General features: G+C 66.6%; 30 protein-coding genes and 1 tRNA gene. 16 read left to right on the top strand and 15 right to left on the bottom strand.

Annotation, left to right across the window (positions count from 1 at the left end; translation table 11 throughout):
• Positions 1 to 178: 178 nt before the first annotated feature.
• Positions 179 to 1,402 (bottom strand): 5-aminolevulinate synthase, encoded by a 1,224-nt coding sequence (gene hemA / locus H0I76_RS04105; protein WP_200607368.1) that lies wholly within the window; start codon positions 1,400 to 1,402, stop codon positions 179 to 181.
• Positions 1,403 to 1,829: 427 nt separating this feature from the next.
• Here hemA and H0I76_RS04100 point away from each other — a divergent pair, with 427 nt between their 5' ends.
• Together H0I76_RS04100 and H0I76_RS04095 are read left to right on the top strand one after the other, a co-directional pair.
• Positions 1,830 to 2,141 carry a Rap1a/Tai family immunity protein gene (locus H0I76_RS04100; RefSeq protein ID WP_200607366.1) on the top strand — a complete coding sequence of 104 codons (312 nt, stop codon included), beginning with the start codon at positions 1,830 to 1,832 and terminating at the stop codon, positions 2,139 to 2,141.
• Between the two features lie 41 nt (positions 2,142 to 2,182).
• The gene (locus tag H0I76_RS04095; RefSeq protein ID WP_200607364.1) at positions 2,183 to 2,425 is read left to right on the top strand and encodes a glycine zipper family protein; all 243 of its coding nucleotides are present in this window, start codon (positions 2,183 to 2,185) and stop codon (positions 2,423 to 2,425) included.
• 55 nt (positions 2,426 to 2,480) lie between these two features.
• Here the strand turns inward: H0I76_RS04095 and H0I76_RS04090 are convergent, their stop codons facing one another.
• The 4 genes from H0I76_RS04090 to guaA all read right to left on the bottom strand — a co-directional run bounded on the left by H0I76_RS04090 (position 2,481) and on the right by guaA (position 5,972).
• Positions 2,481 to 2,717: an Lrp/AsnC ligand binding domain-containing protein gene (locus tag H0I76_RS04090; RefSeq protein ID WP_200607362.1), complete on the bottom strand. Its 237-nt coding sequence runs from the start codon at positions 2,715 to 2,717 to the stop codon at positions 2,481 to 2,483.
• 11 nt (positions 2,718 to 2,728) lie between these two features.
• On the bottom strand, positions 2,729 to 3,553 hold the full coding sequence (locus H0I76_RS04085) for an alpha/beta hydrolase (RefSeq protein WP_200607360.1): 825 nt from the start codon (positions 3,551 to 3,553) through the stop codon (positions 2,729 to 2,731).
• A 105-nt stretch (positions 3,554 to 3,658) separates the two neighbouring features.
• The gene (locus tag H0I76_RS04080; protein ID WP_200607358.1) at positions 3,659 to 4,354 is read right to left on the bottom strand and encodes a DNA-3-methyladenine glycosylase I; all 696 of its coding nucleotides are present in this window, start codon (positions 4,352 to 4,354) and stop codon (positions 3,659 to 3,661) included.
• 52 nt (positions 4,355 to 4,406) lie between these two features.
• On the bottom strand, positions 4,407 to 5,972 hold the full coding sequence (guaA, locus tag H0I76_RS04075; RefSeq protein WP_200607356.1) for a glutamine-hydrolyzing GMP synthase: 1,566 nt from the start codon (positions 5,970 to 5,972) through the stop codon (positions 4,407 to 4,409).
• A 229-nt stretch (positions 5,973 to 6,201) separates the two neighbouring features.
• On the opposite strand from guaA, the gene H0I76_RS04070 reads away from it, so the two are divergent.
• Positions 6,202 to 7,770: a trimethylamine methyltransferase family protein gene (locus H0I76_RS04070; protein WP_200607353.1), complete on the top strand. Its 1,569-nt coding sequence runs from the start codon at positions 6,202 to 6,204 to the stop codon at positions 7,768 to 7,770.
• Here H0I76_RS04070 and H0I76_RS04065 read toward each other — a convergent pair.
• Positions 7,725 to 8,075 carry a DUF6477 family protein gene (locus tag H0I76_RS04065; protein WP_200607351.1) on the bottom strand — a complete coding sequence of 117 codons (351 nt, stop codon included), beginning with the start codon at positions 8,073 to 8,075 and terminating at the stop codon, positions 7,725 to 7,727. The two genes, H0I76_RS04070 and H0I76_RS04065, sit on opposite strands and share 46 nt — an antisense overlap.
• A gap of 208 nt (positions 8,076 to 8,283) precedes the next feature.
• Between H0I76_RS04065 and H0I76_RS04060 the strand changes: the two genes are divergently transcribed.
• From H0I76_RS04060 to H0I76_RS04045, 4 genes are all read left to right on the top strand, one after another.
• Positions 8,284 to 9,423, top strand: coding sequence for a DUF6456 domain-containing protein (locus H0I76_RS04060; RefSeq protein ID WP_325166401.1), 1,140 nt, complete (start codon positions 8,284 to 8,286; stop codon positions 9,421 to 9,423).
• Positions 9,424 to 9,466: 43 nt separating this feature from the next.
• Positions 9,467 to 10,099 (top strand): DNA-3-methyladenine glycosylase family protein, encoded by a 633-nt coding sequence (locus H0I76_RS04055; RefSeq protein ID WP_200607349.1) that lies wholly within the window; start codon positions 9,467 to 9,469, stop codon positions 10,097 to 10,099.
• A gap of 4 nt (positions 10,100 to 10,103) precedes the next feature.
• The gene (locus H0I76_RS04050; protein ID WP_200607347.1) at positions 10,104 to 10,793 is read left to right on the top strand and encodes an alpha/beta hydrolase; all 690 of its coding nucleotides are present in this window, start codon (positions 10,104 to 10,106) and stop codon (positions 10,791 to 10,793) included.
• A gap of 212 nt (positions 10,794 to 11,005) precedes the next feature.
• A complete protein-coding gene (locus H0I76_RS04045; RefSeq protein WP_200607344.1) occupies positions 11,006 to 11,593 on the top strand; it encodes an HNH endonuclease in 588 nt (195 codons plus the stop codon).
• Positions 11,594 to 11,784: 191 nt separating this feature from the next.
• Here the strand turns inward: H0I76_RS04045 and H0I76_RS04040 are convergent, their stop codons facing one another.
• Both H0I76_RS04040 and H0I76_RS04035 read right to left on the bottom strand, forming a co-directional pair.
• A complete protein-coding gene (locus H0I76_RS04040) occupies positions 11,785 to 12,282 on the bottom strand; it encodes a disulfide bond formation protein B (RefSeq protein WP_200607342.1) in 498 nt (165 codons plus the stop codon).
• Positions 12,282 to 12,863: a YqaA family protein gene (locus tag H0I76_RS04035; RefSeq protein WP_200607340.1), complete on the bottom strand. Its 582-nt coding sequence runs from the start codon at positions 12,861 to 12,863 to the stop codon at positions 12,282 to 12,284. The genes H0I76_RS04040 and H0I76_RS04035 overlap by 1 nt, the downstream gene beginning before the upstream one ends.
• Before the next feature lie 98 nt (positions 12,864 to 12,961).
• On the opposite strand from H0I76_RS04035, the gene ypfJ reads away from it, so the two are divergent.
• Both ypfJ and H0I76_RS04025 read left to right on the top strand, forming a co-directional pair.
• Positions 12,962 to 13,846, top strand: a complete 885-nt coding sequence (gene ypfJ, locus H0I76_RS04030) for a KPN_02809 family neutral zinc metallopeptidase (protein WP_200607338.1) — start codon at positions 12,962 to 12,964, stop codon at positions 13,844 to 13,846.
• Between the two features lie 75 nt (positions 13,847 to 13,921).
• Positions 13,922 to 14,006 (top strand) — tRNA-Leu (locus tag H0I76_RS04025).
• Between the two features lie 191 nt (positions 14,007 to 14,197).
• Here H0I76_RS04025 and H0I76_RS04020 read toward each other — a convergent pair.
• From H0I76_RS04020 to H0I76_RS04010, 3 genes are all read right to left on the bottom strand, one after another.
• Positions 14,198 to 14,812, bottom strand: coding sequence for a response regulator (locus H0I76_RS04020; RefSeq protein WP_200607336.1), 615 nt, complete (start codon positions 14,810 to 14,812; stop codon positions 14,198 to 14,200).
• Between the two features lie 186 nt (positions 14,813 to 14,998).
• A complete protein-coding gene (locus H0I76_RS04015) occupies positions 14,999 to 17,584 on the bottom strand; it encodes a hybrid sensor histidine kinase/response regulator (RefSeq protein ID WP_200607334.1) in 2,586 nt (861 codons plus the stop codon).
• Between the two features lie 94 nt (positions 17,585 to 17,678).
• Positions 17,679 to 18,230, bottom strand: a complete 552-nt coding sequence (locus H0I76_RS04010) for a molybdopterin-dependent oxidoreductase (RefSeq protein WP_234455067.1) — start codon at positions 18,228 to 18,230, stop codon at positions 17,679 to 17,681.
• Between the two features lie 555 nt (positions 18,231 to 18,785).
• On the opposite strand from H0I76_RS04010, the gene H0I76_RS04005 reads away from it, so the two are divergent.
• Complete coding sequence (locus tag H0I76_RS04005; protein WP_200607332.1) at positions 18,786 to 19,271, top strand: GNAT family N-acetyltransferase; 486 nt, start codon at positions 18,786 to 18,788, stop codon at positions 19,269 to 19,271.
• Between the two features lie 19 nt (positions 19,272 to 19,290).
• Here the strand turns inward: H0I76_RS04005 and H0I76_RS04000 are convergent, their stop codons facing one another.
• The 4 genes from H0I76_RS04000 to H0I76_RS03985 all read right to left on the bottom strand — a co-directional run bounded on the left by H0I76_RS04000 (position 19,291) and on the right by H0I76_RS03985 (position 21,620).
• Positions 19,291 to 20,130 carry an EamA family transporter gene (locus H0I76_RS04000; protein WP_200607329.1) on the bottom strand — a complete coding sequence of 280 codons (840 nt, stop codon included), beginning with the start codon at positions 20,128 to 20,130 and terminating at the stop codon, positions 19,291 to 19,293.
• A 235-nt stretch (positions 20,131 to 20,365) separates the two neighbouring features.
• Positions 20,366 to 20,710: an ArsR/SmtB family transcription factor gene (locus H0I76_RS03995; RefSeq protein WP_407704246.1), complete on the bottom strand. Its 345-nt coding sequence runs from the start codon at positions 20,708 to 20,710 to the stop codon at positions 20,366 to 20,368.
• Between the two features lie 11 nt (positions 20,711 to 20,721).
• Positions 20,722 to 21,225: a GlcG/HbpS family heme-binding protein gene (locus H0I76_RS03990; protein ID WP_200607327.1), complete on the bottom strand. Its 504-nt coding sequence runs from the start codon at positions 21,223 to 21,225 to the stop codon at positions 20,722 to 20,724.
• A complete protein-coding gene (locus tag H0I76_RS03985) occupies positions 21,222 to 21,620 on the bottom strand; it encodes a thioredoxin domain-containing protein (RefSeq protein WP_200607325.1) in 399 nt (132 codons plus the stop codon). Before H0I76_RS03985 ends, H0I76_RS03990 begins: the two co-directional genes overlap by 4 nt.
• 46 nt (positions 21,621 to 21,666) lie before the next feature.
• Here H0I76_RS03985 and H0I76_RS03980 point away from each other — a divergent pair, with 46 nt between their 5' ends.
• From H0I76_RS03980 to soxA, 6 genes are all read left to right on the top strand, one after another.
• Positions 21,667 to 22,407, top strand: a complete 741-nt coding sequence (locus H0I76_RS03980; protein WP_200607322.1) for a cytochrome c biogenesis CcdA family protein — start codon at positions 21,667 to 21,669, stop codon at positions 22,405 to 22,407.
• A 17-nt stretch (positions 22,408 to 22,424) separates the two neighbouring features.
• A complete protein-coding gene (locus H0I76_RS03975) occupies positions 22,425 to 22,985 on the top strand; it encodes a thioredoxin family protein (RefSeq protein ID WP_200607320.1) in 561 nt (186 codons plus the stop codon).
• A 108-nt stretch (positions 22,986 to 23,093) separates the two neighbouring features.
• Positions 23,094 to 23,570 carry a sulfur oxidation c-type cytochrome SoxX gene (soxX, locus tag H0I76_RS03970; protein ID WP_200607318.1) on the top strand — a complete coding sequence of 159 codons (477 nt, stop codon included), beginning with the start codon at positions 23,094 to 23,096 and terminating at the stop codon, positions 23,568 to 23,570.
• 28 nt (positions 23,571 to 23,598) lie between these two features.
• Positions 23,599 to 24,018, top strand: coding sequence for a thiosulfate oxidation carrier protein SoxY (soxY, locus tag H0I76_RS03965; RefSeq protein ID WP_200607316.1), 420 nt, complete (start codon positions 23,599 to 23,601; stop codon positions 24,016 to 24,018).
• A gap of 21 nt (positions 24,019 to 24,039) precedes the next feature.
• Positions 24,040 to 24,369, top strand: a complete 330-nt coding sequence (gene soxZ, locus H0I76_RS03960) for a thiosulfate oxidation carrier complex protein SoxZ (protein WP_200607314.1) — start codon at positions 24,040 to 24,042, stop codon at positions 24,367 to 24,369.
• 35 nt (positions 24,370 to 24,404) lie between these two features.
• A complete protein-coding gene (gene soxA / locus H0I76_RS03955; RefSeq protein WP_200607312.1) occupies positions 24,405 to 25,256 on the top strand; it encodes a sulfur oxidation c-type cytochrome SoxA in 852 nt (283 codons plus the stop codon).
• Positions 25,257 to 25,258: the final 2 nt, after the last annotated feature.

Below are 25,258 nucleotides of genomic sequence, written 5' to 3'. Positions count from 1 at the left end.
GCGCTTGCCGCGCAGGCCCGAAGATTTTCGCACTCTCCATAGGGTAAGTAAATAAAATCAATGCGATAGATGCGGTTTCACGCGTGAAAGCCCGACGGCTTCGCGGTCCGGCGAAAAAGAAAGGGCCGGCGAGCCGGCCCGTAGGAGGAGGAATTCTTGGCCGCGTCCGGCCGGACGCTCACTCGGCCGCGCGCGGCAGCCTCGCAAGCTGGCACTGGGCCCACAGGCTCTCGAGCGCCTTCGCCAGGTGGTCGAGGTCCGCGTCGGTGTGCAGCGGCCCCGGGGTGAAGCGAAGCCGCTCGGTCCCGCGCGGCACGGTGGGGTAGTTGATCGGCTGCACGTAGATCCCCCACTGGTCCAGCAGCAGATCCGAGATGTACTTGCACTTCACGGGGTCCTTGACCATCACCGGGACGATGTGGCTGGGGTTCGGCAGGTGCGGGATGCCGATCGCGTCGAGCCGGGCGCGAAGCTCGGCCACGCGCCGCTTCTGAAGATCGCGCTCGGCGCTGCTTTCCTTGAGGTGACGGATCGCGGCGCGCGCGCCCGCCGCCACCGCCGGGGGCAGGGCGGTCGAGAAGATGAAGCCCGAGGCGTAGGACCGGACGAAGTCGCACAGCGCGCTCGATGCCGCGATATAGCCGCCCATCACGCCGAAGGCCTTGCCCAGCGTGCCCTCGATCACGTCGATGCGGTGCATCAGCCCCTCGCGCTCGGCCACGCCGCCGCCGCGCGGCCCGTACATGCCGACCGCGTGGACCTCGTCGATGTAGCTCAGCGCGCCGTATTCCTCGCAGACATCCAGGATCTCGGCGATCGGGGCGATGTCGCCATCCATCGAGTAGACCGACTCGAAGGCCACGATCTTGGGCCGGTCGGGGTCGATGGCCGCGAGCTTCTGCTCGAGGTCCATCACGTCGTTATGCTTCCAGATGACCTTTTCGGTCCGCGAGTGGCGGATGCCCTCGATCATCGAGGCGTGGTTCAGCGCGTCCGACAGGATCACCGCGTTCGGCAGCATGGCGCCCAGCGTGCCCAGCGCCGCCCAGTTCGACACGTAGCCCGAGGTGAACAGCAGCGCCGATTCCTTGCCATGCAGGTCGGCAAGTTCGTGCTCCAGCAGCACGTGGTCATGGGTCGTGCCCGAGATGTTGCGCGTCCCGCCAGCGCCGGCGCCGCAGCGGTCGAGCGCGTCATGCATCGCCGCGAGCACCTTGGGATGCTGACCCATGCCGAGATAGTCGTTCGAGCACCAGACCGTGACCTCGCCCTCGGCCTTGCCGCTGCGCCGGGTCGCGCGCGGAAAGGCGCCGCGATGCCGCTCGAGGTCGCAGAAGACGCGGTAGCGCCCTTCCTCGTGCAGCTTCGCGATGCGATCGCGGAAGAAGCCCTCGTAGTCCATGGGTCGTTCCCCTTGAAGTTCTGCCGGCTCCGGTCCCCGAGGCCAGGTCCCAAACCGGATTAAAAGTGACGTAAGCGGTTCCTCCGCCGATGTCGACCTCTCGCGGTGCCGCGAGGGACGCTTTGCCGCGCCTCGCTCAGGGATGCGGCGCAGGGCGAATACGTCCCTTCCGCATGTCCGCACTCTGGCATCGCCGCTTGCGTCCCTGCCTTGACCGTCGTCAAGCCGCCGACGGTGACGCGGCCGCCCGGGTGCACCGGGTGCAGATGCGTCGTTCGATGCGATGGTGCGGCTTCGTTCGCTCTGCTAGGGTTCGGGCGTTGAACAACCCGGAAGATGGGGACAGGGAAGGATCGGACCCTTGAGATATGCATTTGCGCTGGCGGCCGCGCTCGCGGCCTCGGGTGCGGCTGCGGCCGAACCCAGCATGGACGATTTCGACGCCGTCACGGTTGGATCGCTCGCGCGGCTGTGTGCGGCGGACGAGAACACCGAGGTCGGCAAATATGCCATCGGTTTCTGTTATGGCTGGATCGAGGGCGTGGAGCAGTTCTATGCCGCCCTGCTTCGCGACGAGCGATTCAACGTCGAGCCGGCGGCCTGTCCCGGCCGGGTCGTCTCGCGCGAGGAAGCCCGCGAGATCTTCGTCGCCTGGGCGGCCGGAAATCAGGGTGCGGCGAACCTGGAACCGTTGCAGGGCATCATCGAAGCGATGCGTGCAACCTTCCCCTGCAATTGACCGTTATCGATGCGAGACATGATGACGAGGGAGAATTCGTAATGTCGAGAAAAGGGATCTTCGTGGTGATGGCGGTTGCGGGCCTCACCCTTGCCGGCTGCGAGGGCTTCGACAACAAGTCGGTCCAGCGCACGGGTACGGGTGCTGCCGTCGGCGCCGCCACTGGTGCTGTGATCGGCGCGTTCAGCGGCTCGCCCGGCGCGGGCGCGGCCATCGGCGCCACGGTTGGCGGCGCGGGCGGCTACCTCTACGACCAGATGAAGAAGGACGGCACGCTGAACTGACGCGCCATCCGACCGAACAGCACGAGAACCGGCGCGGCGGGTATCTCCGCCGCGCTTAGAACGCCCGGAATGTGAGGGTCGTCAGCGAGCGGCTGATGCCCGGGATGTCCAACAGCTTCTCGTTGATGAAGCGGCCGATATCGGCGTCGTCGGGAACGTAGATCTTCATCAGCAGATCGTAGTCGCCCGAGGTCGAGTAAAGCTCCGACACGATCTCGCGCTCCCAGATGGCATCGGCGACGTCGTAGGTCTTGCCCGGCTCGCAGCGCAGCTGCACGAAGACACAGTGCATTCCGTCCTCCCTCAGATGTCGGTGAGCGCCCGCGTCAGCGCGCCGTCCGCCGCCGCGAGGCTGTCGATCACGTCGAAATGATGCTTGCCCGGCTCGACGACCGAGGTCGTCGCGGCCCCAAGCCCGGCCCAGACATTCGCCAGCAGCGCCGACTGGCGCTGAAACTCGGGCAGCTCGGCACCACCTGCCCAGGCGACGAGACGCGTGCCCGGGCGCGGTGTCAGGAGCGCGGGGCTCTCCGCCATCGCCTCGGCCGGATCGATCCCGAGATCCGCGTTCATCGCGGTGCGCATCAATGGCCGAAGGTCGTGCACGCCGCTGATCGAGACGACATGCGACACGCGCGAGGCGGTCTTCTCGTCCAGTGGCTCGTCGCCGCAGACCATGCGGGTCACCAGCTGTCCGCCCGCCGAGTGGCCGGCCAGCACGATCGGCCCCGGCACCTCGGCCGCGGCGGCGATGATGGCCGTGGCAACCTCGCGCGCGATCGTGGCGATCCTTGCCTGCGGTGCCAGCGTGTAGGTGGGCATCGCGACCGCCCAGCCGCGCGCCACCGGTCCCGCTGCGAGGTGCGACCACAAGCTGCGGTCGAACCGCCGCCAGTAGCCGCCATGCACGAACACGGCGAGACCATGCGGCCCGGCCTCGGGCAGGAACAGGTCGAACGCCTGCCGTGGGCCCGGGCCATATGCGAGGCCGGCACGCGCGCGATCACCAAGTGACGCGCGGAAAGAACGGGCATCGGCCTCCCATCGCGGGGGATAGCCGTCCGCATCCGGGACGTGATTCAGGTTCGAGTACGCCCCGTCCCAGTCGGTGATGTGAGTCCAGTGCATTCGCCGCCCGCAAGCTGTTCCGCCGACTATCATCAAAGTAGGGCCGCGTTGTCGAGACGTCGCCCTGCCGGCTCCCGCATGCCGCGATCGACGGCGAAGGGCGCTTCAGAACTCGACGCCCGCCGAGTTCGCGCCGATGCTGAGGCCCAGGATGCGGCTGATCGCCATCAGTGGCAGGCCGCTTTCCTGCGACCAGGCGTTGTAGGCCTTTTGAACGGCGGCCATCGCGGATTTCGAGGTCGGAGCCTTGTCGATAATGCCGGCATCGATCAGTGCCGCCACGCCGTCGCGCGAGAGCACGAAGCCGTCAACGCCCATCGCGCGCAGGAAATACTGTCCTGTCAGGCCGCCAAGCCGGTCTCCGCGACGCTTGAGGGTTTCGAGCAGGCCCGCGAAGTCTGACGCGGGCCAGGCGGCGATGAAGCTGCCCACGCTCCCATGCTCGTCCGCAAGCTCGCGGAAGAAGGCCGCGTTGCGTTCGACCGAGCGGATCTTGGCGGCATGGCGAACGATGCGGCGATCGGCGATCAGGCGCTCGAAATCCTCGGGCGTCATGACCTCCCAACGGGCAGGGTCGAAGCCCTCGAAGGCCGCCTCGAAGCCCGGCCACATCGAATCGACCACCTTCCAGTTGAACCCCATCTGGAAGACGCAGCGCGTTGCCTGCGCCAGCCACCGGTCGTCGGGCGTTTCCCGAATCTCGGTGGCCGGGCGCGGCTGTGGCAGCAGCCGCGCCAGGGCCTCGTCGCCGCCCTTGCGCTCGGCTGCGCGGGCATGGATGGCGGCGAAGGGAACGGTCATGTCGCGGTCTCCCGACCGATTGGGTGCCAGGTGATGGGGATCGGTCGCCGGCTCATTCCCACTCGATGGTTCCCGGCGGCTTCGAGGTGACGTCGTAGACGACCCGGTTGATGCCCCGAACCTCGTTGATGATGCGGCTCGCGGTGCGGCCCAGGAAGTCATGCGGGAACGGGTAGTAGTCCGCGGTCATGCCATCGACCGAGGTCACGGCCCTGAGCGCGCAGACATGGTCATAAGTCCGACCGTCGCCCATCACGCCCACGGTGCGCACCGGCAGCAGCACGGCGAAGGCCTGCCAGATCGTGTCGTAGAGCCCTGCCTTGCGGATCTCGTCTAGATAGATCGCGTCGGCCTGGCGCAGGATGTCGAGCTTTTCGCGCGTGATCTCGCCGGGGCACCGGATGGCGAGGCCGGGACCGGGGAAGGGATGGCGGCCCACGAAGGCGGCGGGCAGACCCAACTCGCGCCCGAGCGCCCGAACCTCGTCCTTGAAGAGTTCGCGCAGCGGCTCGACCAGCTTGAGCTTCATGCGCTCGGGCAGGCCGCCCACATTGTGGTGCGACTTGATCGTGACCGACGGGCCGCCCGAGAAGGACACCGATTCGATCACGTCCGGGTAGAGCGTGCCCTGGGCGAGGAACTCGGCTCCGCCGACCTCGCTCGCATGCTTGTCGAAGACGTCGATGAAGAGCCGCCCGATGGTCTTGCGCTTCTGCTCGGGGTCGGTGACGCCCTTCAGCTCGCCGAGAAACAGCTCGGAGTCGTCCGCGTGGATCAGCGGGATGTTGTAGTGGTCGCGGAAGAGGCTCACGACCTCGTCGGCCTCGCCCGCCCGCATCATGCCTGTGTCGACGAACACGCAGGTCAGCTGGTCGCCGATCGCCTCGTGGATCAGCACGGCCGCCACCGAGGAATCGACGCCCCCTGAAAGCCCGCAGATCACCTTGGCGTCGCCAACCTGGGCGCGGATCTTCTTGATCGCCTCTTCGCGGTAGGCCCCCATCGTCCAGTCACCGCTGAACCCCGCGATCCTGCGGATGAAGTTCGTCAGGATCTGCGTGCCCTTCGGGGTGTGGACGACCTCGGGATGGAACATCACGCCGTAGAAGCGGCGGTCGGGGTCGGCGAGAACGGCGAACGGCGCGTTGGGCGAGGCGCCCTGGACGTGGAATCCCGGCGGCAGGGCGGTGACCCGGTCGCCATGGCTCATCCAGACCTCGGTCTCCTCGCCGCGGCCGGCGACCCCCTCCATCAGCGCCGAGGTCTCGGCCATCTTCACGAAGGCACGCCCGAACTCGCGGTGATGGCCACCCTCGGCACGGCCGCCGAGCTGGTGGACCATCACCATCTGTCCGTAGCAGATGCCGAGCACGGGTACGCCCAGCTCGAACACCATCTGCGGCGCCCGCGGGCTTCCCTCGTCCTCGACCGAGGCGGGGCCGCCCGAAAGGATGATCGCCTTCGGTGCGAGGCGCCGGATGAGGGTCTCGTCCACCAGGTTGAACGGGTGGATCTCGCAATAGACGCCGGCCTCGCGCAGGCGCCGGGCGATGAGTTGCGTGACCTGGCTGCCGAAATCGACGATCAGGCAGGTTTCGTGCTGGGGCGTGGCGGTCATGGGGGCTCGGCCTCGGGTCGCGGTCCTGATTTTGCGCGATTCCATAGCCCGCGCGTGGCGCGCTGTCACCTGTCGCCGACCCGCCGATGTCGCCTTTCGCCAAGGGATGGCCGAAAACATCCGGTCAGGGGCGCGCCGCTCGGGCCATTCAGGAAGGGACGAGGCGGAGCCACCCGGCGCCGTGGCGCGCATTTCGCGCGCGCGAGCGCCGGGCCCGAAGGAGTGAGTAATGAGCACATCAGGCGCGGAACAGGACGGGGCGGGAGTTCGGCGCGGGCGGCGTGGCACGGGGGGCGGCGCGGCGCGGCGTGCCGAGCGTACGGCACCACGCCTCGAGGTCGCGCGCTACATCGAGCGCAATATCCCGGACTTCGAGATCCTGACGCCCGAGGCCATCGAGATCATCGAGGCCAATGCCGACACGGTGCTCGAAGAGATCGGCGTCAATTTCGTAGAGAACCCCGCTGCGCTCGATCGCTGGCGGGAGGCGGGCGCCGACGTGCGCGGCGAGCGGGTCCATATTCCCCGCGGCCTTGCGCGCGAGCTCTGCAAGACCGCGCCGTCGCGGTACATCCAGCACGCGCGCAACCCGGAACGCTCGGTCGAGATCGGCGGGAAGTCGCTGGTGCTGGCGCCGGTCTACGGGCCGCCTTTCTTCCGCGACCGCGACCGGGGCCGGCGCTACGCGACTATGGAAGACTTCAACACCTTCGTGAAGCTCGGCTACATGTCGAAATGGCTGCATCACTCGGGTGGCACGGTCTGCGAGCCGACCGACGTGCCGGTCAACAAGCGCCATCTCGACATGCTCTACGCGCACATGTCGCTGAGCGACAAACCCTACATGGGCAGCGTCACCGCGCACGAGCGCGCGGCCGACTCGGTCGCGCTCTCCGAGATCCTGTTCGGCAAGGAATTCGTGGCTGACAACACGGTCATGACCTCGCTCGTCAACATCAACTCGCCGCTGACTTTCGACGGCATCATGATGGGGGCGCTCGAGACATACGCCGCGGCCAACCAGGCGGCGATCGTCTCGCCCTTCATCGTCGGCGGCGCGATGGCGCCGGTGTCGGTGGCGGGCACACTGACGCAGGTTCTGGCCGAGGTTCTGGCGGGCGTCGCCTACAGCCAGCTCATCCGCAAGGGCGCGCCCGTGATCTTCGGCGCCTTCGTCACCTCGATCGACATGAACTCCGGTGCGCCGACCTTCGGCACGCCCGAGGCGTCGAAGATCCTCTGGGGTGCGGGGCAGCTTGCGCGGCGGATGAACCTGCCGTTCCGCTCGGGCGGCGGGCTGTGCGGCTCGAAGCTGCCGGATGCGCAGGCGGCCTACGAGACGGCGAACACGCTGAACGCGGCGCTGTTGGGCGGGGTCAACTTCATGCTCCACGCCTGCGGCTGGCTCGAGGGCGGATTGGTCTCCAGCCCGGAGAAGTTCGTGATGGATGCGGATCAGCTGGGCGTCCTGCATTCGATCGCATCGGGCATCGATATCTCGGAGAACGGTCAGGCGATGGACGCGATCCGCGAGGTGGGGCCGGGCGGGCACTATCTGGGCTGCGCCCACACCCAGGCGAACTTCAAGGACGCCTTCTGGCGCACGCAGCTTCTCGACTACAAGCCCTTCGAGCAGTGGTCTGACGAGGGCGGCGCGGACACCTTCGAGCTTGCCTCGCGGCGGGTGCGCCGGATGCTCGACGAATACGTGCAGCCCGCGCTCGATCCCGCGGTCGACGAGGAGCTGCGCGATTACATCGAGCGCAGGAAGGCGGCTGAACCCGACGCCTTCGTCTGATCCGAAAGTGCCGCGGGCGCCTTGTCGGGCGCCTGCGCACATGCCTCGCCAAGGCCGCAGAAGACAATCGCCAGCGCTTCGACATGCCGCGAAGGCCGGTAGACGGGTGAACCTGCCCGGCGCAACCCCTCGAGGGTTCGCTCGTGCTCGATCGCGTGTGCCAGCGCGGGCTTCGACATCGGCGCCGTCACGCGGTCGGCGCGGATCCGCGCGCCGATCCGCGCCGCCTCGACCAGGAGCCGCGGGCGGACCATCAGTGCCCCCGTCATCCCCCTCGTCGCCAGGTCGTTCTGCATCAGGCCCATTTCTGCCTCCGTTTCAGCGATGGCTCGATCTTGATCCGGGCGGGTTGTGCGTTGCAGCCCGGGTGGGGGCAGCGTGCGCCGTTAATGCTTTAGAAAAGTATCTTAATCTATTGTAAATAAATATATTTATCCACCTATTAACCATCGATTCATGTTCTGAGCCGTAGACAGGTTTCATAAAATTCGACGCAAACAAGGGCGTTTCACCGTGGCGAAAACACAGCAGGTTCTGGATCGGTGCGCGGATCTCGCGGGCACGGTCTTCGGGGAGCGGCGTACGTCATGCTCGGCGCATGATGCGGCGCTCTATCTCGCGCATACAGGGCTCGGCGAGAGCATCCGCGCGCTGGCGGCGGCAACCGGGACACATCCCTCGACCGTCTCGCGCACCATCCGAAGAGTCGAGGAGCGGCGCGACGATCCGCTGGTCGATCGAATGCTGACGCTCGCCGAGGAGCGGTTCTCGACCGGAGCCGAGGGGCCGGCACCGGCCCGTCCCGTGGCCGCGCCGGCCGACGATGCAGAGGTCGAGCGCGAGGCGCGGCGTTACCTGCGCCGTCTGGCCGAGCCGGGCAGCTTCCTGCTGGTGGCCGAGGGCGCCGAGCGCGCCGGCGTCTTCTGCGGCGCGAACGGGCACCGCAAACCGATCGCGATCTTCGCGATGCGCCTCGCCGCGGAATTCCTCAAGCGCGACTGGATCAAGCCCAGCAAGCGCGGGCATGCGAGCGTGCAGTATCGGCTGAGTGATGTTGGCCGCGCGTGGCTCAAGCGCAGGCTCGCCGAAGAAGCCGAGGGCCGGCGCAGGCGCGAGGAGCCACGCGGTTTCGCCGAGGCGCCCGATGCCTTCCAGCACCAGCACAAGCTGACGGCCGAGCGCGTCTTCCTCGATCCGCTCAGTGGCGAGGAGGAGGTCATCGAGGTGAACCTGGGCGAGAGCCCGATCGGCTGGCTTGCGCGGCGCAAGGGGCCGGACGGGCAGGCCTTCCTGACCCCCGCCGAGGTCGAGGCCGGCGAGCGTCTTCGCAGTGATTTCGAACTCGCGCAGATCGGCCCTTCTGTCGCGCAGGACTGGCGCAAGTTCCTGACGCCCGGCGATCGAAGTTCCGGGAATCCGCCGGCACGCGGTCCGGCCGAGGGGCCGATGATGGCGCGCGACCGGGTCATGAAGGCGCTCGACAGTCTCGGTCCGGGGCTATCGGACGTCGCGCTCAGGGTCTGCTGCTTCCTGGAAGGGCTCGAGGCCTGCGAGCGGCGCATGGGCTGGTCGGCCCGCTCGGGCAAGGTCGTGCTCAAGATCGCGCTGCAGCGGCTGGCAGAACATTATGGCCTTGCCGATTTTCGGCACTGACGGGCGTTGACCGTGGCCGCGGGGGCGGCAAGACTGCCCCCGCATGACGGGACGCATCATTCATTCCACCGACTGTATCGCCGAGGGCTGCGACTGGCTCGCCCGGGCCGAGCCACGCTTTGGCGAGGTGATCGCCCTGGCCGGGCCGCCGCCGCTGCGCCGGCGCGAAGGCGGGTTCCCGGCGCTCCTGAAGGCGATCTGCTCGCAGCAGTTGTCTGTGGCCGCCGCCGACTCGGTATCGCGCAAGCTCACGGCGCTGGGCGCCGAGGACCCCCGCGTCCTGATCGCTCTGGACGACGAGGACCTGCGCGGCTGCGGCCTGTCGCGGCCCAAGATCCGCTATGCGCGCGCGCTTGCCGAGGCGGACCTCGACTACGACGCGCTGGCGGTGATGCCCGAGGAGGATGCGATCGCGACGCTTACCGCGATCAAGGGCATCGGCGTCTGGACGGCCGAAATCTACCTGATGTTCGCGATCGGGCGCGCCGACGTCTTCGCCCCGGGCGACCTGGCGCTGCAGGAAGCGACGCGGCTGCTGTTCGACCTGCCCGCGCGGCCGCAGGAGAAGGCGTTGCGCGTCCAGGCCGAGAGCTGGAGCCCCTGGCGCGCGGTTGCGGCGCGGCTGCTGTGGCACTACTACCGGCACGCCAAGTCGCGCGAGGGAATCTCGGAGTAACCCAATGACCATCGCAGAGCCCGCCCTGACCGGGCCCCGGCATGCACCAAGCTCGGGCCAGACGAAATCGCTCGTGATCCTGCTGCATGGCTACGGGGCGGATGGTAACGATCTCATCGGCCTGGCCGAGCCGTTGTCGCAATACATGCCGGACACGGCCTTTCGCGCACCGAACGCGCCGGATCGCTGCAGCGTCAACCCGATGGGCTACCAGTGGTTCCCGATCTCGTGGATCGACGGGAGCCCCGAGTCCGAGATGAAGGCTGGTTTTCTTCGTGCCGCGGGGATCCTCGACGCCTACATCACCACAGCGATGGCCGAGGAGGGCGTGGGCCCCCATGAAACCGCGCTTGTCGGCTTCAGCCAGGGCACGATGATGAGCCTTCACGTGGCGCCCCGGCGCGAGGTGTCGCTGGCGGGCGTGGTGGGCTTCTCGGGCCGGCTCAACGCTCCCGAGCGGATCGAGGCCGAGGCGCGTGTGAAGCCGCCGGTCCTTCTGATCCACGGCGACATGGACGAGGTGATCCCTGTCGCAGCGCTTGGCGAGGCACATGATGCGCTGGCCGATGCCGGCTTCCCCGTGGCCGCGCATGTGAGCCGCGGCGTCGGACATGGCATTGCTCCCGACGGCCTGGGGCTTGCACTTGGCTTCCTGATGGACCGCTTCGGAATCGAGCGTCCGGTCGGCGCCTGAGCCGTCTTTCGCAAGGTTGTCGCGACGCCGCGCAGCCGTCATCTGCATGTCACGCCCATCTGCTATCTGCACCGTCAAGCAGTGGCTTATCTAGGCGCTTGCCTGTGAGCCGCCGCGAGATATAGTAATAGCGCAGGGGCGGAGTGTCCCCGGACCCACGCCCCGGCGGCGCCGCTTCGGATGCGGCGGCGGGAGTTGGAGGTGGGCTGACCATGCTCTACGGCAGTTTTGCAGGGCAGTTTGTTCGTCAGCCTGCCGGGCTGAGGGACCACCCCGCACTGGTGCTGAACGCCGATTTCCGGCCACTTAGCTATTTCCCGCTTTCGCTCTGGCCCTGGCAGGAGGCGATCAAGGCCGCTTTCCTGGACCGGGTGCAGATCGTCGCGGAATACGACGAGGTGGTGCACAGCCCGTCGATCGCCATGCGCCTGCCTTCGGTGGTCGTGCTGCGCGATTACGTGAAGCCCGCGCGCTACCCCGCCTTCACTCGGTTCAACCTGTTCCTTCGCGACGAGTTTGCCTGCCAGTATTGTGGCTCGCGCGGCGAGATGACCTTCGATCACGTCATCCCGCGTTCCCGCGGTGGCCGCACGACGTGGGAAAACGTCGTGGCGGCCTGCGGCCCGTGCAATTTGCGCAAGGCAAGCCTCACGCTGCGGCAGGCGGGCATGAGCCTCTCGCGTCCGCCCCGCCGACCCGACGCCGTCGAGCTGCAGAACAAGGGCCGCAAGTTCCCGCCCAACTTCCTGCACGACAGCTGGATGGACTTCCTCTACTGGGATGCCGAGCTGGAGAGTTGACGAGGCGCTTCCGGTGCAGGTGGTCAACGCCGAGACAGCATCGGCGGTGCTCCGACTGCGCCGCGTCAAACCTCGGGCGCAAAGCGCGGGTCAGTGCGCTACGAGAGCGAGCAATAGGCATATGGAACGCGGGGTCTGCTATATCGGCCGGATCAACTCGGGCCGGAGAGCTGATGTCGCGGTAGCGGCACTCAATCCCGCGCCGCGCCCTCGAAGGGCATGCGCCACCAGAGGAACGAGCCCGCCCAGAGCGCGGCAAAGCCGAGCGAGAATATCGCGTTCCAGCCGGCCATGGTCAGGCCCAGGAACTCCCAGACGATCTCGTCGCAGCGCACCAGCGGTGCGCCGAGAATCTGCGCCATCAACTCGTCCGCCGAGAGCTGGGTGATATCGCCCGAGGTGCAGGTCGTCGGCCCCTCCCACCAGTTCCATTCGACGCCGGCGTGAAAGGCGCCAAGCCCAGCCGACACCAGCATCGTGAGAGCGCCGAGCGCCGCGAGCCAGCGGCGCTGACGCCACAGGACCGTCACGGCGAGGAGGGCGATCATCACGGCGACAACATGCGGCCAGCGCTGCCAGATGCACATGGGGCAGGGGGGCAGACCTCCGAGGAACTGGAACGCGAGGGCCCCGAGCACGAGCGCAGCCGAGCCCGCGCCCGCCAGCAGGATGCGCCCATACGCCGTCATCATATCAGCACCTTCGCAACCACGAAGCCCCCGAGAAGGAGCGCCATCGACACCGTGAAGACGAGGCCCAGCCGCCGTTCGATGAAATCGCGCACGGCCGGCCCGAACTTCCACAGCAGCGCGGCGATCAGGAAGAACCGAAGCGCCCGTGCGATCAGCGATGCCACGGTGAACACCCAGATGTCGAGCGCGGTGACGCCGGACAGGATGGTGATGACCTTGTAGGGAAACGGGGTGACCCCCGCGATCAGCACGGCCCAGGCGCCCCATTCGTTGTAGCTCTGGCGAAACACGTCGAATTTCTCGGTGTAGCCGTAGAAGCCAAGGATTGGCTCGCCCACCTGCTCGAACAGGAAATAGCCGATCGCATACCCGGCCATGCCGCCTGCGACCGAGGCCAGCGTGCACACGCCGGCAATCAGCCAGGCGCGGTGCGGCGCTGCCAGGATCATCGGGATCAGCAACACGTCGGGCGGGATCGGGAAGACCGAGCTTTCGACGAAGCTGATCACGGCCAGGGTCCAGAGCGCGTGCGGCGTCCGGGCCTGGGCAAGAATCCAGTCGTAAGTTCGGCGGAGCATGTGGCAGCCTGATGCGAACGGAACGGAGCCTGCCGATTACAGGTGGTGGCCGCAGCTGTCCAGCGGCGCCCGCCACCGGCTCGAAGCGAGGACACGCGATGAAGTGGCGCGGACGCAGAACCAGCAGCAACATCGAGGACCGACGCGGCGCGGGGATGCGTGCCGGCCGTGGCCGCATGCCGCGCATGGTGCGGGTTGGCGGCGGGCGGGCGGGCGGCCTGGGTGCGATTGCCGTGGTGCTGCTCGGCCTCTATTTCGGCGTCGACCTTACGCCTCTTCTTACCGGTGGCGCGATCGTGGCACCGCAAGAGGAGGTCGCGGCTGCGCCTCCGCCGTCGGACGATCCGAGGGCGCAGTTCGTCGGCGTCGTGCTTGCCGACACCGAGGAGATCTGGAGCGGCATCTTCACCGGCATGGATCTGCGCTACCGGCCCCCGAATCTGGTCTTGTTCGATGGTCAGACCCGCTCGGCCTGCGGCTACGCGTCGGCGGCGACCGGGCCCTTCTATTGTCCCGGCGACCGCAAGGCTTATCTCGACCTCGATTTCTTCCGGGTTCTCGAGCGCGAACTCGGTGCGAAGGGTGATTTCGCGGCCGCCTATGTGATCGCGCATGAGGTCGCGCATCACGTGCAGAACGAGCTGGGCATCCTCCCCGAGGTCAGCCGCCTGCGCGCCGCGGCCGGCACGACCGAGGCGAACCAGCTTTCCGTGCGGCTCGAGCTTCAGGCCGATTGCCTGTCGGGCGTCTGGGCGCACCACGCCGAGGCACGCTTTGGCAGCCTCGAGCCGGGCGACATCGATGAGGCGCTGGGCGCCGCGAGCCGTATCGGAGACGACGCCCTGCAACGGCGCGCCGGTGGCGTGGTCGTGCCCGACAGCTTCACTCACGGCACGTCCGCCCAGCGCGTGCGGTGGTTCCGTGCGGGCTTCGAAAGCGGCAACCCGAACTCGTGCGACACCTTCGCGGCCGGCAGGCTCTGAGGCGAGCCGGCTACGGGTTGTGGCTGCAGCTTTCGCCTTGCGCAGTCCGCGCGCCCGCCTATAGTGCCGCCGAGTGCCCGGATGGCGAAATTGGTAGACGCAGCGGACTCAAAATCCGCCGCCGCAAGGCTTGTCGGTTCGAGTCCGACTCCGGGCACCATCTCGACGCTGCGCGTGCGGCGATCAACGCGCCGAGATTGCGCGTCATTCATGAGACCTTTGTAACTTCCGGATCGTCGTTCCGACGGGTGCTGTGATGCACACGCTGCGTGGAGCATCCGTGGGCAGGGCGCGATGCGGGTTCCGGGGCGTCGATCTAATCGATAGGGCGCCGGCTACGTCGCCGGCGGGTCAGCATAGACCGGCATCGCGCCCGATCATGGCCGCATGTGTCCGGTTCCGAGCGTCGAGCTTTCGACAGAGCGTCTTCACGTGGAGCTTTACCGTCACCTCCTTGAGCTCAAGCTCGCGCGCAATCTCCTTGTTCGAGAGGCCGCGGCCGAGGCCTTCGAGGACCTGCTGCTCTCGCTCGGAAAGCTTTTCCGACAACGGGTGCACCTGCGCCTCCTCGCGCTCGGTGATGAAGTTGAGCGGCGCGTATTGCTCACCGGCAGCCATGAAGCGCACCGCATTCACGAGCGACTTTGCCGCCATGGTCTTCGGCAAAAACCCGACTGCGCCGGCGGCGAGCGCCTGTTCGGCGATGTCGCGGCTCGCCGTTCCTGAAATCATCGCGACACCCTTTCCGCCGTTCTTGGAGAGCGCCGTGGCCAACCCCTCAAGGCCGTTCATGCCGGGCATCATGTAGTCCAGCAGAACCAGGTCGAACGGCCCCTCACCCTCGATCTTCTCGATGGAGCTCGGGAAGTCGGATGCCGACGACACCTCGATATCGTCCTCGCGTGCGAGGAAGGCCGAGATCGTGTCGCGGACCAGCTCGTGATCGTCAGCAATGAGGATTCTCACGCTTCCCCCCCGGAAACGATAATTCATTCGGATGCGGAGCTTCATCCTCGGATAAAGTAAACGCTTGGACGATACAATTTGCTTTGCGCCAGCGCCCGATATCGCTGCACCGGCCTGCGCGAACCCCTCGCCTGGCGTGCAGCCTTCGTCTCATTTGCAGCACTGCACCGCTGCAGCAGCGCGGGGTCAGTTCGCTGATGCCGGATCTCCCCCGGCTATACGCCGCGATGCGTCCTCGGGGCGCGCAATTTCGGTAAATTCCGCGATGATGGAGACGGCTTCCTCGGCAAGGGTGTCAACGCCGTCGGCGCAGATCAGGGCCCGGGCCAAGTCGCCGGTCTTGCAAGCGGTTTCGAGCCGATCAAGCCCGGAATGAAGATGCGCGGCGCCCAGGATGGCGGCGCTGCCAGCGAGGGCGTGCGCCTCATCGCGCAACGTGTCCAGATCTTCGCGCTCGACCGCCAGCCGAATTGCGGCGCGGGATGCGGCGACTTCCCGGAAGAAGCGATGAATCACTGCGTCGGCGCGGGAATCGCCGAGTGCCGCGCGCAAGGCGCCGAGCGTCTCCTCGTCGATAGGGTCGTCCTCGTTCATGTCGTCGTCGATGCTGCCGACGTCGAGTGGCGCCGGCAGTTTGGCGTTCGCCGAGCAGAGCTTGTCGACAATGCTCAGAAAAGACGAGCGTCGAACGGGTTTGACCATTACGGCGCTCATACCCGCCTCAACGAAACGCCGCTGCTCGCTGGGCAGGGCGTGCGCTGTTACTCCCAGGATTGGAACCTGTGCAGCAGCCGTGCCAAGTGCGCGGATGATCCGCGTCGCCTCGACCCCGTCGAGCTTGGGCATGCTGACATCCATCAGCAAGAGGTCGAACTCCCCGGTCGCTGCCGCCTCGATGCCGCTGGCGCCGTCGGTCGCCTCCACGACCTCGTGACCCGCTGATGCAAGCATTTCGCGCATCAGCAGCCGGTTGATGTCGTTGTCCTCGACCAGCAGGATCCGTAACCGTCGCGGCCTTGCGGTGCTCGGTTCCGGAACGCCGACCGGATGCGTATCGGCGGCCAGGCCGGTCGCCGCGCCGCGCAGGACGAGGCGGATCCAGAACCGGCTTCCTTTGCCGGCCGAGCTCTCGACGCCGATCTCTCCGCCCATCGCCGCGACGATGCGCCGGCAGATCGAGAGACCCAGCCCCGAGCCCGAGGCCTCGCGGTCGTAGCGCGAGTCGAGGGTCACGAAGTCCTCGAAGATCCGTGCCTGGTCTTCGTGCGGGATCCCGAGCCCGGTGTCTGACACCGAGATCTCGATCTCGGTGCCTTGCTTGGTTTGCCTGACGGGCCGAATGCCGACCTCGATCAGCCCGTCGCGCGTGAACTTCGCGGCGTTGCCGACCAGGTTCATCAGCAGCTGCCTGAGACGGTGCGGATCACCGGCAACCGTAGCCGCCGGGACCTCGCACAACGTCTCGATGCGGTTGCCCCGCAGACTGGCCAGCGGCTTGTTGATTGCCTCGACCTCGGCCGCGATCGCGCCCAGGTCGAGCGGCTCGCTGGTGAATTCCAGCCGCCCCGATTCGATGCGGGTAATGTCGAGGACGTCCTCGATGTGGCGGAGGAGGATCTCGCCCGACGTGAGCGCAACGCGGACCATATCGGCCTGCAGCTGGTCGAGCTGCGTTTCGCGCAGCAGGTCGAGGACGCCCAGAACGCCGTTGAGCGGCGTACGCATCTCGTGGCTCATGACCGCAAGGAAATCGGACTTCGCGCGGTCCGCGCTCATTGCGCGGTCGCGTGCGTCGCGCAACTCGCGCTCGACCGCCTGGCGCTGCGTGATGTCGCGCAGATACGCGATATAGATCGGCCCCGACGCATCGGAAACGCTTCCGATCGAAAGCTCGACCGGGAACTCCGAGCCGTCCGCCCTGAGTGCCGTCAGTTCGACGCGGCCGGCATCGATCACCCGCTTCTCGCCGGTGGTCAGAAAGCGGCGCATCCCCGCGCGATGCGCGGCCCGCATGTGCTCGGGGATCAGCAGCTTCGCCATTTCGCCACCAATCGCCTGGGCGCGCGGGTAGCCGAACACCTCCTCGGCCGCCCGGTTGTAATCGATGATCCGGCCGTCCGCGTCGACCACGACAATGGCTTCGAGCGACGAGTTGATCGTCGCGGTCAGACGCTCGCGGCTCCGAGAGAGGGCGTCGGCGCGCCGAATGGACTCGCGGTACTGCTTGACCAGAACCGCCAGCATCAGACCGAGCAGCAGGATCAGCACGAAGGCGACGGCTGCGGATTCGACCAGCAGGCTCTGGAATTCTTCGCGGCGCTGGTCGGACAGCACAGCCGTGATCTCCACGCTCTTGAGAGCGATCTCACGCGCCGTGTCCCGAAGCGCATCGAGCTGCTGGCCAAGGTTTCTGACGCCAGCGTCCAGAACCTCATCAGAGCCATCCACGATCGGCAGGGCGCTGTCGAGGAACCCCCTGATCTTGGCCAGGTCTTCTTCGACTTCCGGCTCCGCGCGAATTTCGGCGAAGACGCGGCCGCTCGCGATCGTGTCGAAGCGGCTGTAGAAGTTGTCGAAGCGCCGGCGGAACGCGTCCAGCCCCTCCGGCCCCGACGCTTCGCTTGCGGCCACGGCGGCGAGAAGGAGATCCACTTCGAGCTGCGACAGGGTCCAGCGAATGTTGTCCTGTGGTGCCGAGCGAAGCTCCTCGGCCTTCGAGAGCAGGCTGACAGAAAGCGCCACGACCGTCGCCGCGATGCCGGCCACCAGCATCACGAGTGCCGATGTCACGAAAAGCCGCGACGGGAGTCTCGAGGCGGTCATGGTGCGCCTATGCTTCCGGCCGCATCATGGCGCTATCCGCCGATCACTCGGTCACGATGATCCGCGCGAGTTGCCAGATGCTCAGAGAATAACTTCGCTCGGTCCTGAATTCGGGACGATCGTCGAATGGAAATATGATCCACAGCGGCCCCTTGCCCCGCGACGACATTGCCTCGCCGTCCATAAGATAAGCGACGATCGGGCCATCTTCGCGGGCTTCCGTCAATGGCATGGTGATGCTGTAGTCGTTCAGCGCCACTGCCTTGATCGCATCCCCGCGCGCGCCCACCGCCGCCAGGACGTCGCCAAGTGCGACGCCGGTAAACCGGTGCTTTGCCTCGGTCCAGATCGTCGTTGTCTCGAACTCGGTCACCGGCAGGGCCTCGAGCATCGCGCGATCGAAGCGCGCCGCGCCGTCCGCATTGGTATTCGAGATTGCGCCCTCGACCGTCAGCAACACGGACCCTTCGGGAGCCCGCAGCGGCTCGCTGAAGGCATTGGCACCGAAGCCGATGGCAAGCAACCAGACGGCGAAGTATCTGGTGAAAGTGCTTACAGCTACCATCCCGTGCATTCCGTCCCGCACATCGATCATCACGCGGTCATCACTCGAATTCCAATTTCTACCCTGCAAAATTGAGATTCTATAAGGCGATTTCGCGCTCGGACATATACGTTCGGATAGTCGAGGTGGCCGCGAGCGGTCCTTTCGGATCACCGCACTTGCGGGTGAGCGAGGTCGCGCCACCGGGTTCGACGACCGACCTGGCCGTGATGCAGTGGGTGGCGAGCCTGCCGTGAACGCATTGGGCGGGGACGAGAGCCTTCCCTCAATGGTGGTCTGTCCGCCGCACGGAGGCTCGTTTCTCATCCTCCGACGGTTGCCTTGTTTCCGCGCTCAGGCGAGCCTGCGCCCGAAAGCGCGGCTCGACGTCGGGCACGACGGCGTCCCAGTGATCGCGCACGGTTCGAGTGGAAGCCCCCGGGTTGGGGCAATTCGGCGATGTGTCACGAAGGGAGGCGGTCGGATGCGACAACCAAGGCAGGATGCGGCTGCGCGGGTTGCAGGGGGGCTGGTGTCCCGCGACATCTCGCGCGGGTCCCTGACCATCTGCGCGCGGCGGCCGAGGATTTCCGAGGGGGGGGAACGATGACCGGCTACACCATCCGCAGGGCGACGGCTGCGGATGCCGACCGGCTCCATGCGGCACTGGCTCGGCTCGCGCTTCATCTGGGCTCGCCTGAAAAGTTTCGCGCACGCCCGGCCGACTACCTGCGACACGGCTTTCAGGCCGAGCCGCTGTTCCGCGCGCTGATCGCCGAGGAAGGGGCAACGACCATGGGTGTGGCGGTGTATTTCCCTGAATTCTCGACCATGCGCGGCCGCCCCGGTGTTTACCTGCAGGATCTTTGGGTCGCGGACGAGGCGCGCGGCGGCGGCCTCGGCCCGCAGCTCCTTGCCGCCGTTGCTCGCGACGCAGCAGGCTGGCAGGCGAGCTACATGAAGCTGTCGGCTCATGTCGACAACCCCGGCGCCATCCGCTTCTACCGCCGGCTGGGTTTTGCCGAGGACGCGGGAGAGCAGGTCTTCGTGATCGACGGCGCAGGCTATGCAGGGCTTGCCGAGCGGGCATGACGGGCAGCAGGCAGGCCGCTCATGACGCCGTCGCCAAGGCCATGACCCCGCCCGCCACGATGACCGCGGCCATCAGTCGTCCCTTCCACGGTCGTTCGCCAAACAGGAGAACACCCATCAGCGCCGCGATCACGACGCTCGACTCGCGCACCGCCGACACCGCACCCAGCGGCGCAAATGACTTTACGTAGAGGACGATGCCGTAGGCCGCGACCGAGAGGCCGCCCGCGAAAAGCCCCAGCAGCAGTGTGCGCCGGTCCACATGACCGCCACGTCGCTGCCGGTGCCAGGCGATCGCGAGCGGAACTGGCGCCTCCAGCAGGAACAGCCAGCCCATGTAGCCCAGCGGGCTTTCCGACAGGCGCACACCGATGCCGTCGGCAGTCGAATAGACTGCGATGCAGACACCCAGCGTGAGCGCGAATGCGACGCTGCCGCGCGGCGCGTTGACCGCGCCTTTCTGCACCGCCAGCAGGCCGATCCCGGCCGAGACCGCAGCCACGCCCGCCCAGCCGCCCGGCGAGAGATCCTCGCCAATCAGCACCAGTGCCGAAACCGCCACCAGCGCCGGCGCGATACCGCGAGAGATCGGGTAGACCTGGCTCAGGTCTCCCAGCCGGTAGGAATGGAACAGCAACAGGTAGTAGGCGTAGTGAACCACGGTCGAGACCGCGAGCGAGGGCCAGCTGGCCATCGCGGGCAGGGGGGCCATGACCACCAGCGCGGCGCCAACGATGACGTTGGCAAGCGACACGCCCGTCAGCACCGCGGCCCGGTCAGTCGCGCCCTTGACCAGCGCGTTCCAGGTCGCGTGCATGAAGGCCGCGGCCAGCACCAGCGCAAGCGCGGAGGCGCTCATTCCTGTTCCTCCAGAATGGCCGCCTCGAGAATTCCGAGAGCCCGTTCGAGACCCTCGGGCGCAATCGGTGGTGACGGCGATTAGGCGAGAATGCGGATCGCCGCGATCTTGAAGCCGAGGTCAGCTTTGGGCAAGCGGGAAGACCTCGCCATGCCGCGCTGCCAACGCGGCCTGCCGTCTCAGGAGGGCTGTCGGGTGATGCCGTGGTCGCGCGCCGGAATGAGGCCGGGAGCCGTCACTTCGGCGCGCAGAAGATCTCGTGCAGAGTATCGAGGATCTGGCGCGCGCGCGGATCGGTCAGCGAATAGTAGATCGCCTTGCCTTCGCGGCGATTGGCGACGAGCCCCTGCAGCCGAAGCCGCGCAAGCTGCTGGCTGACGGCTGCCTGCTCCCAGTGCAGGAGCTCCTCGAGTTCGGTGACGGATTTCTCGCCCTCGGCGAGGAAGCAAAGGATCATCAGCCGGCCAGAATGGCTCATGGCCTTGAGCATCGTCGATGCTTCCTCGACGCGCTCGGCCATCTCCTCGGGTGTCATCTCCCGAGGCGGCTCGCCAGGTGCTCCTTGATTGGTCGCGAACATCGCGCAACTCCTCAGAATGCGATCTCGGCCTCGATGGCGGCGATGCCGGCCCGAGCGCAGGCGTCGTCGAGATCCGGGCCGGGTGCGCCCGAGACGCCGATCCCGGCCACGAGAGCGCCATCCCCGGAAACCACGGGAACCCCGCCGCCCAGTGCCAGCGCTCGCGCCGAATCACGAATCCCCGCCGACATCGTCCCCGGCTGGGTCTCGCGATCGAGGGCGAGCGTGTCGGTGCGGAAGCTCACGGCGGTCCATGCCTTGCGCGGTGCGATCTCCTCGACATGGGGCCCGGCGAAGCGGTCTCGAATGAAGGCTTGCAGCCCGCCATAGCGGTCAACCACGGCAACCCCGACCTGGTATCCCTGCTGCCGGCAGTCCTCCATCGCGGCGACGGCCATCTCGAGCGCGAGTTCCGGCTTCAGAATCTTCGTGTCGACGAACGCGCCATCGCCATCCTGCGCATGACCGGCGAATGGCACGAGCGCGATCGAAAGCCCTGCGAGAAACTTTTTCATCGTTTTGATACCTCTTGCTTTTCTGCCGGCAATCCCTCGATCAGCCGAGCCAGGAGCGGCCAGAAGAAATCCTCGCCGGGATAGCCTTCGATCCGGCCAACCTCGGCCCCGTCGTTGAAAAGGATGAAGGTCGGCGTGAACACCGGCGGTCGCGCGTAGTTGAAGCCGTCGGGCAGCGGGGAATGAAGATTGACGCGATGCAAGGGGGCGACGCGGCCTTCCGTCGTCAGGGCATAGGCGTCACCGACCTCGGCGTCCCAGCGCACGCACCACACGCAGCCGGGCTGCTCGACCATCACCAGGCGGACATCTGCCGCTGCGGGGGTCGCGATCCCCGGCAGTGCCGCGGCGAGAGCCGCGAAAAGTGCGGCGATTGACGTGCTCCGGATATTCATAGATATCTTTATATGTCTTCATACGTAGTGCGGGCAAGGGCAGTTCATGGATCTCGGCATCACTTTCGGAGGAGCGGCGCTCGCAGGCCTCCTTTCGTTCCTGTCGCCATGCATCCTGCCCATGGTGCCGTTCTACCTGTGCTACATGACCGGCATCTCGATCCATGAACTGCGCGGCGACGACGGCATCGCGCCGGGCGCGCAGCGTCGCCTCGTGACCCAGGCCGCGGTGTTCGCCCTGGGCGTCACCACGATCTTCGTGATGCTTGGCATGGGGGCCACCGCTCTGGGGCAGACATTCGCGCAGTGGAAGAACCAGCTCGCCTATGTCGCCGCCGCCGTGCTCTTCCTCTTCGGCCTGCATTTCCTCGGAGTGCTGCGCATCCCCTTTCTTTATCGCGAGGCGCGCATCGATGCAGGGACACAGCCCGCGACCCTGATCGGCGCCTACCTCATGGGGCTGGCATTCGGCTTTGGCTGGACGCCCTGCGTGGGGCCTGCGCTTGCCGCGATCCTGATGGTCGCCTCGGGCATGGGAGACATCGCGCAAGGTGGCGCGCTGCTCTTCGTCTATGGTGTCGCGATGACGTTCCCGTTCGTGATCGCCGCGTTCTTCGCGCGACCCTTCCTTGGCTGGATGCAGCGCAACAGGCGGCATCTGGGACATGTCGAGAAGGCGATGGGCGCGATGCTGATCGTCTTCGCGGTGCTGATCTCGACCAACTCGCTGACCTGGATCGCCGACTGGATGATCCGGTACGCGCCCTGGATGACCACACTCGGATAAGAGCTTGGGAGGACGATATGCGGATTCTCGCGGCGGCTTTCGCGGTAGTGGCGATTGCTTTTCCGGCCATTGCCGCGCCATTGGGCGATGACGGTCTGCACAAGCCCGACTGGCTGCGCGAGACCTTCAAGGTGATGGCGGAAGACCTCGAGGAGGCGAGCGCCGAGGGCAAGCGCATGCTGGTGATCTTCGAGCAGCGCGGATGCATTTACTGCACCAAGATGCACGAAGAGGTCTTTCCCACCCCCGAGGTGAACGCGCTTTTGCGCGAGAAGTACTTCGTCGTTCAGATGAACCTCTTCGGCGATGTCGAGGTGACCGATTTCGACGGCGTGACGCTGCCCGAGAAGGAGATGGCCGCGCGCTGGGGCGTCTTGTTCACCCCAACGCTGCTGTTCATGCCCGAGGAGGTGCCCGAGGGCGGCACGGCGGCCGAAGCCGCGGTGGTCGTGATGCCGGGAGCGTTCGAGAAGACGACGACGCGCAACCTTCTCACCTGGGTGCTCGAGCGCGGCTATGATGGCGAGGAGCATTTCCAGAAGTACCATGCGCGGAACCTTGGGCCCGCCACCCAGTGACGCCACACCTGTGTGCAGGTGCACAACATGCAAAAAAATAAATCTATGATTGCGTGCATACGTGTTTGCCACTAAGAGCATGTGAAAACGACAAGCGGGAGGAAATTCATGATTCGCGCGACGCTGGGTCTGGTGGTGGGGTGCGCTCTTGCGGGCGCCGCCGTCGCGGAGACCGCACCTGCTGACGTGAAATTCGGCGAATACGGGGAGGTTGCGGCATCCCTGACAGGTTCGGCTGGCGATCCGGCATCGGGGCGCAAGGTCTTCTCCGAGCGTTCGGCCGGGAACTGCGTTGCCTGCCACACGGTGAGTGAGATGGTCGAGGACGTGCAGTTCCACGGCGATGTCGGACCGTCGCTCGACGGGGTGGCCGACCGCTGGAACGAGGCCGAACTGCGCGGCATCGTGTCCAACGCCAAGAACGTGTTCGACGGCACCGTGATGCCCGCGTTCTACAAGACCACGGGATACATCAGGCCAGGTGACGCCTTCACCACGAAGCCCGCGACCGAGCCGCTGCCGCCATTGCTGACGGCGCAGCAGATCGAGGACCTGGTCGCCTACCTGATGACCCTCAAGGAATGAACTGAGCCGCATGGCACGGAGGAAACAGATGAACCTGACGAGACGAGGCGCCTTGGCGCTTGGCGCTGGCTTTGCGGCGACCGTGCTGCTGCCCGCCACTGCCCTGCACGCGGCTGTCGACGAGGCGCTCGCCAAATTCACCGGCGGTGCGGCGGTGGGCGAGGGCGGCATCACGCTCAGCACGCCCGAGATCGCGGAGAACGGGAACACCGTCCCCGTATCGGTGTCTGCGCCCGGCGCCGTCGCGATCATGCTGCTCGCCGAGGGCAACCCCAGCCCGGGCGTCTGCACCTTCAACTTCGGGCCGCTGGCCGCCAGCCAGTCGGCGACGACGCGCATCCGCCTCGCCGGAACGCAGCGCGTGATTGCCGTCGCGAAGATGGCGGACGGCTCGTTCGTTCAGGCGGCGAACGAAGTGAAGGTCACCATCGGCGGCTGCGGCGGCTGAGACGAGAGAGGAAACAGGACAATGGCCGACAACGTTAAGCCCCGGGTGCGTGTCCCCAAATCCGCCAAGGCGGGCGAGGCGATCGTCATCAAGACGCTCATCTCGCACCCGATGGAGAGCGGTCAGCGCAAGGACAAGCAGGGCAACCCCATCCCGCGCCAGATCATCAACCGCTTCACCTGCGAGTTCGAAGGGGAGATGGTTCTCGACGCGACGCTCGAGCCCGCGGTCTCGACCAATCCCTATGTCGAGTTCGAGGCGAAGGTGCCGGCGTCAGGGACTTTCAAGTTCACCTGGTACGACGACGACGGGTCGGTCTACGAGACCACCGAGGCGATCACCGTCAGCTGAGACTTCGGGGCCACCGAAGCGCAGGGAGGAAACCCATGTCTCAAAAATATGCACTGATCGGCGCACTGACGCTCGCTCTCGCGGCGGGTGCGAGCCAGGCGGACCCGGTGGAGGACACGCTCGTCGTCAACGGCGAGATCGAGATGACCACCGTGGCCCCTGCGCCCGAGCATCTCGGAGGCGCGCTCGACGTGGTGCGTTCGGGCTGGCTCTACCGTGGGGACGAGACGCGCGACATGCAGCGCGACGACTTCGAGAACCCGGCGATGCTCTATGTCGAGGCCGCGGCCACGGCATGGTCGACACCTGAAGGGACGGCCGGCAAGTCGTGTGCCGATTGCCATGGCGACCCCGAATCCATGCGCGGCCTGCGCGCGAGCGTGCCGAAGGTCAATCCGAACAACGGCGAGCTCTGGGCGATGGAGCAGTTCGTCAATGGCTGCCGTACCGAGCGCATGGGCGCCGAGGCCTGGAAGTGGGACAGCCAGGACATGCGCAACATGACGGCGCTGCTGTCGTCGGTGTCACGCGGTCTTCCGGTCAACGTGGCGATTGACGGTCCCGCTGCGCCGTTCTGGGAGCAGGGCAAGGAAATCTACTATACGCGCTACGGTCAGCTTGAACTGGCCTGTGCGAACTGCCACGAGGACAACAATGGCCGGTACATCCGTGCCGACCACCTGAGCCAGGGGCAGACCAACGGCTTCCCCGTCTACCGGCTCAAGCAGACGAACCTTGTCTCGCTCCACAACCGCTTCCGCGGCTGCATCCGGGACACGCGCGCCGAGCCTTTCGAGATCGGCTCGCCCGAATTCGTGGCTCTTGAGCTTTATGTAGCCTCGCGCGGCCAGGGTCTCTCGATCGAAGGTCCCTCGGTCCGGCAGTGACG

Source organism: Thermohalobaculum xanthum (genome assembly GCF_016623495.1).
GTDB lineage: Bacteria > Pseudomonadota > Alphaproteobacteria > Rhodobacterales > Rhodobacteraceae > Thermohalobaculum > Thermohalobaculum xanthum.
Note: the sequence above shows the minus strand (reverse complement) of the source record. Positions and strands in the feature narration are given on the sequence as shown.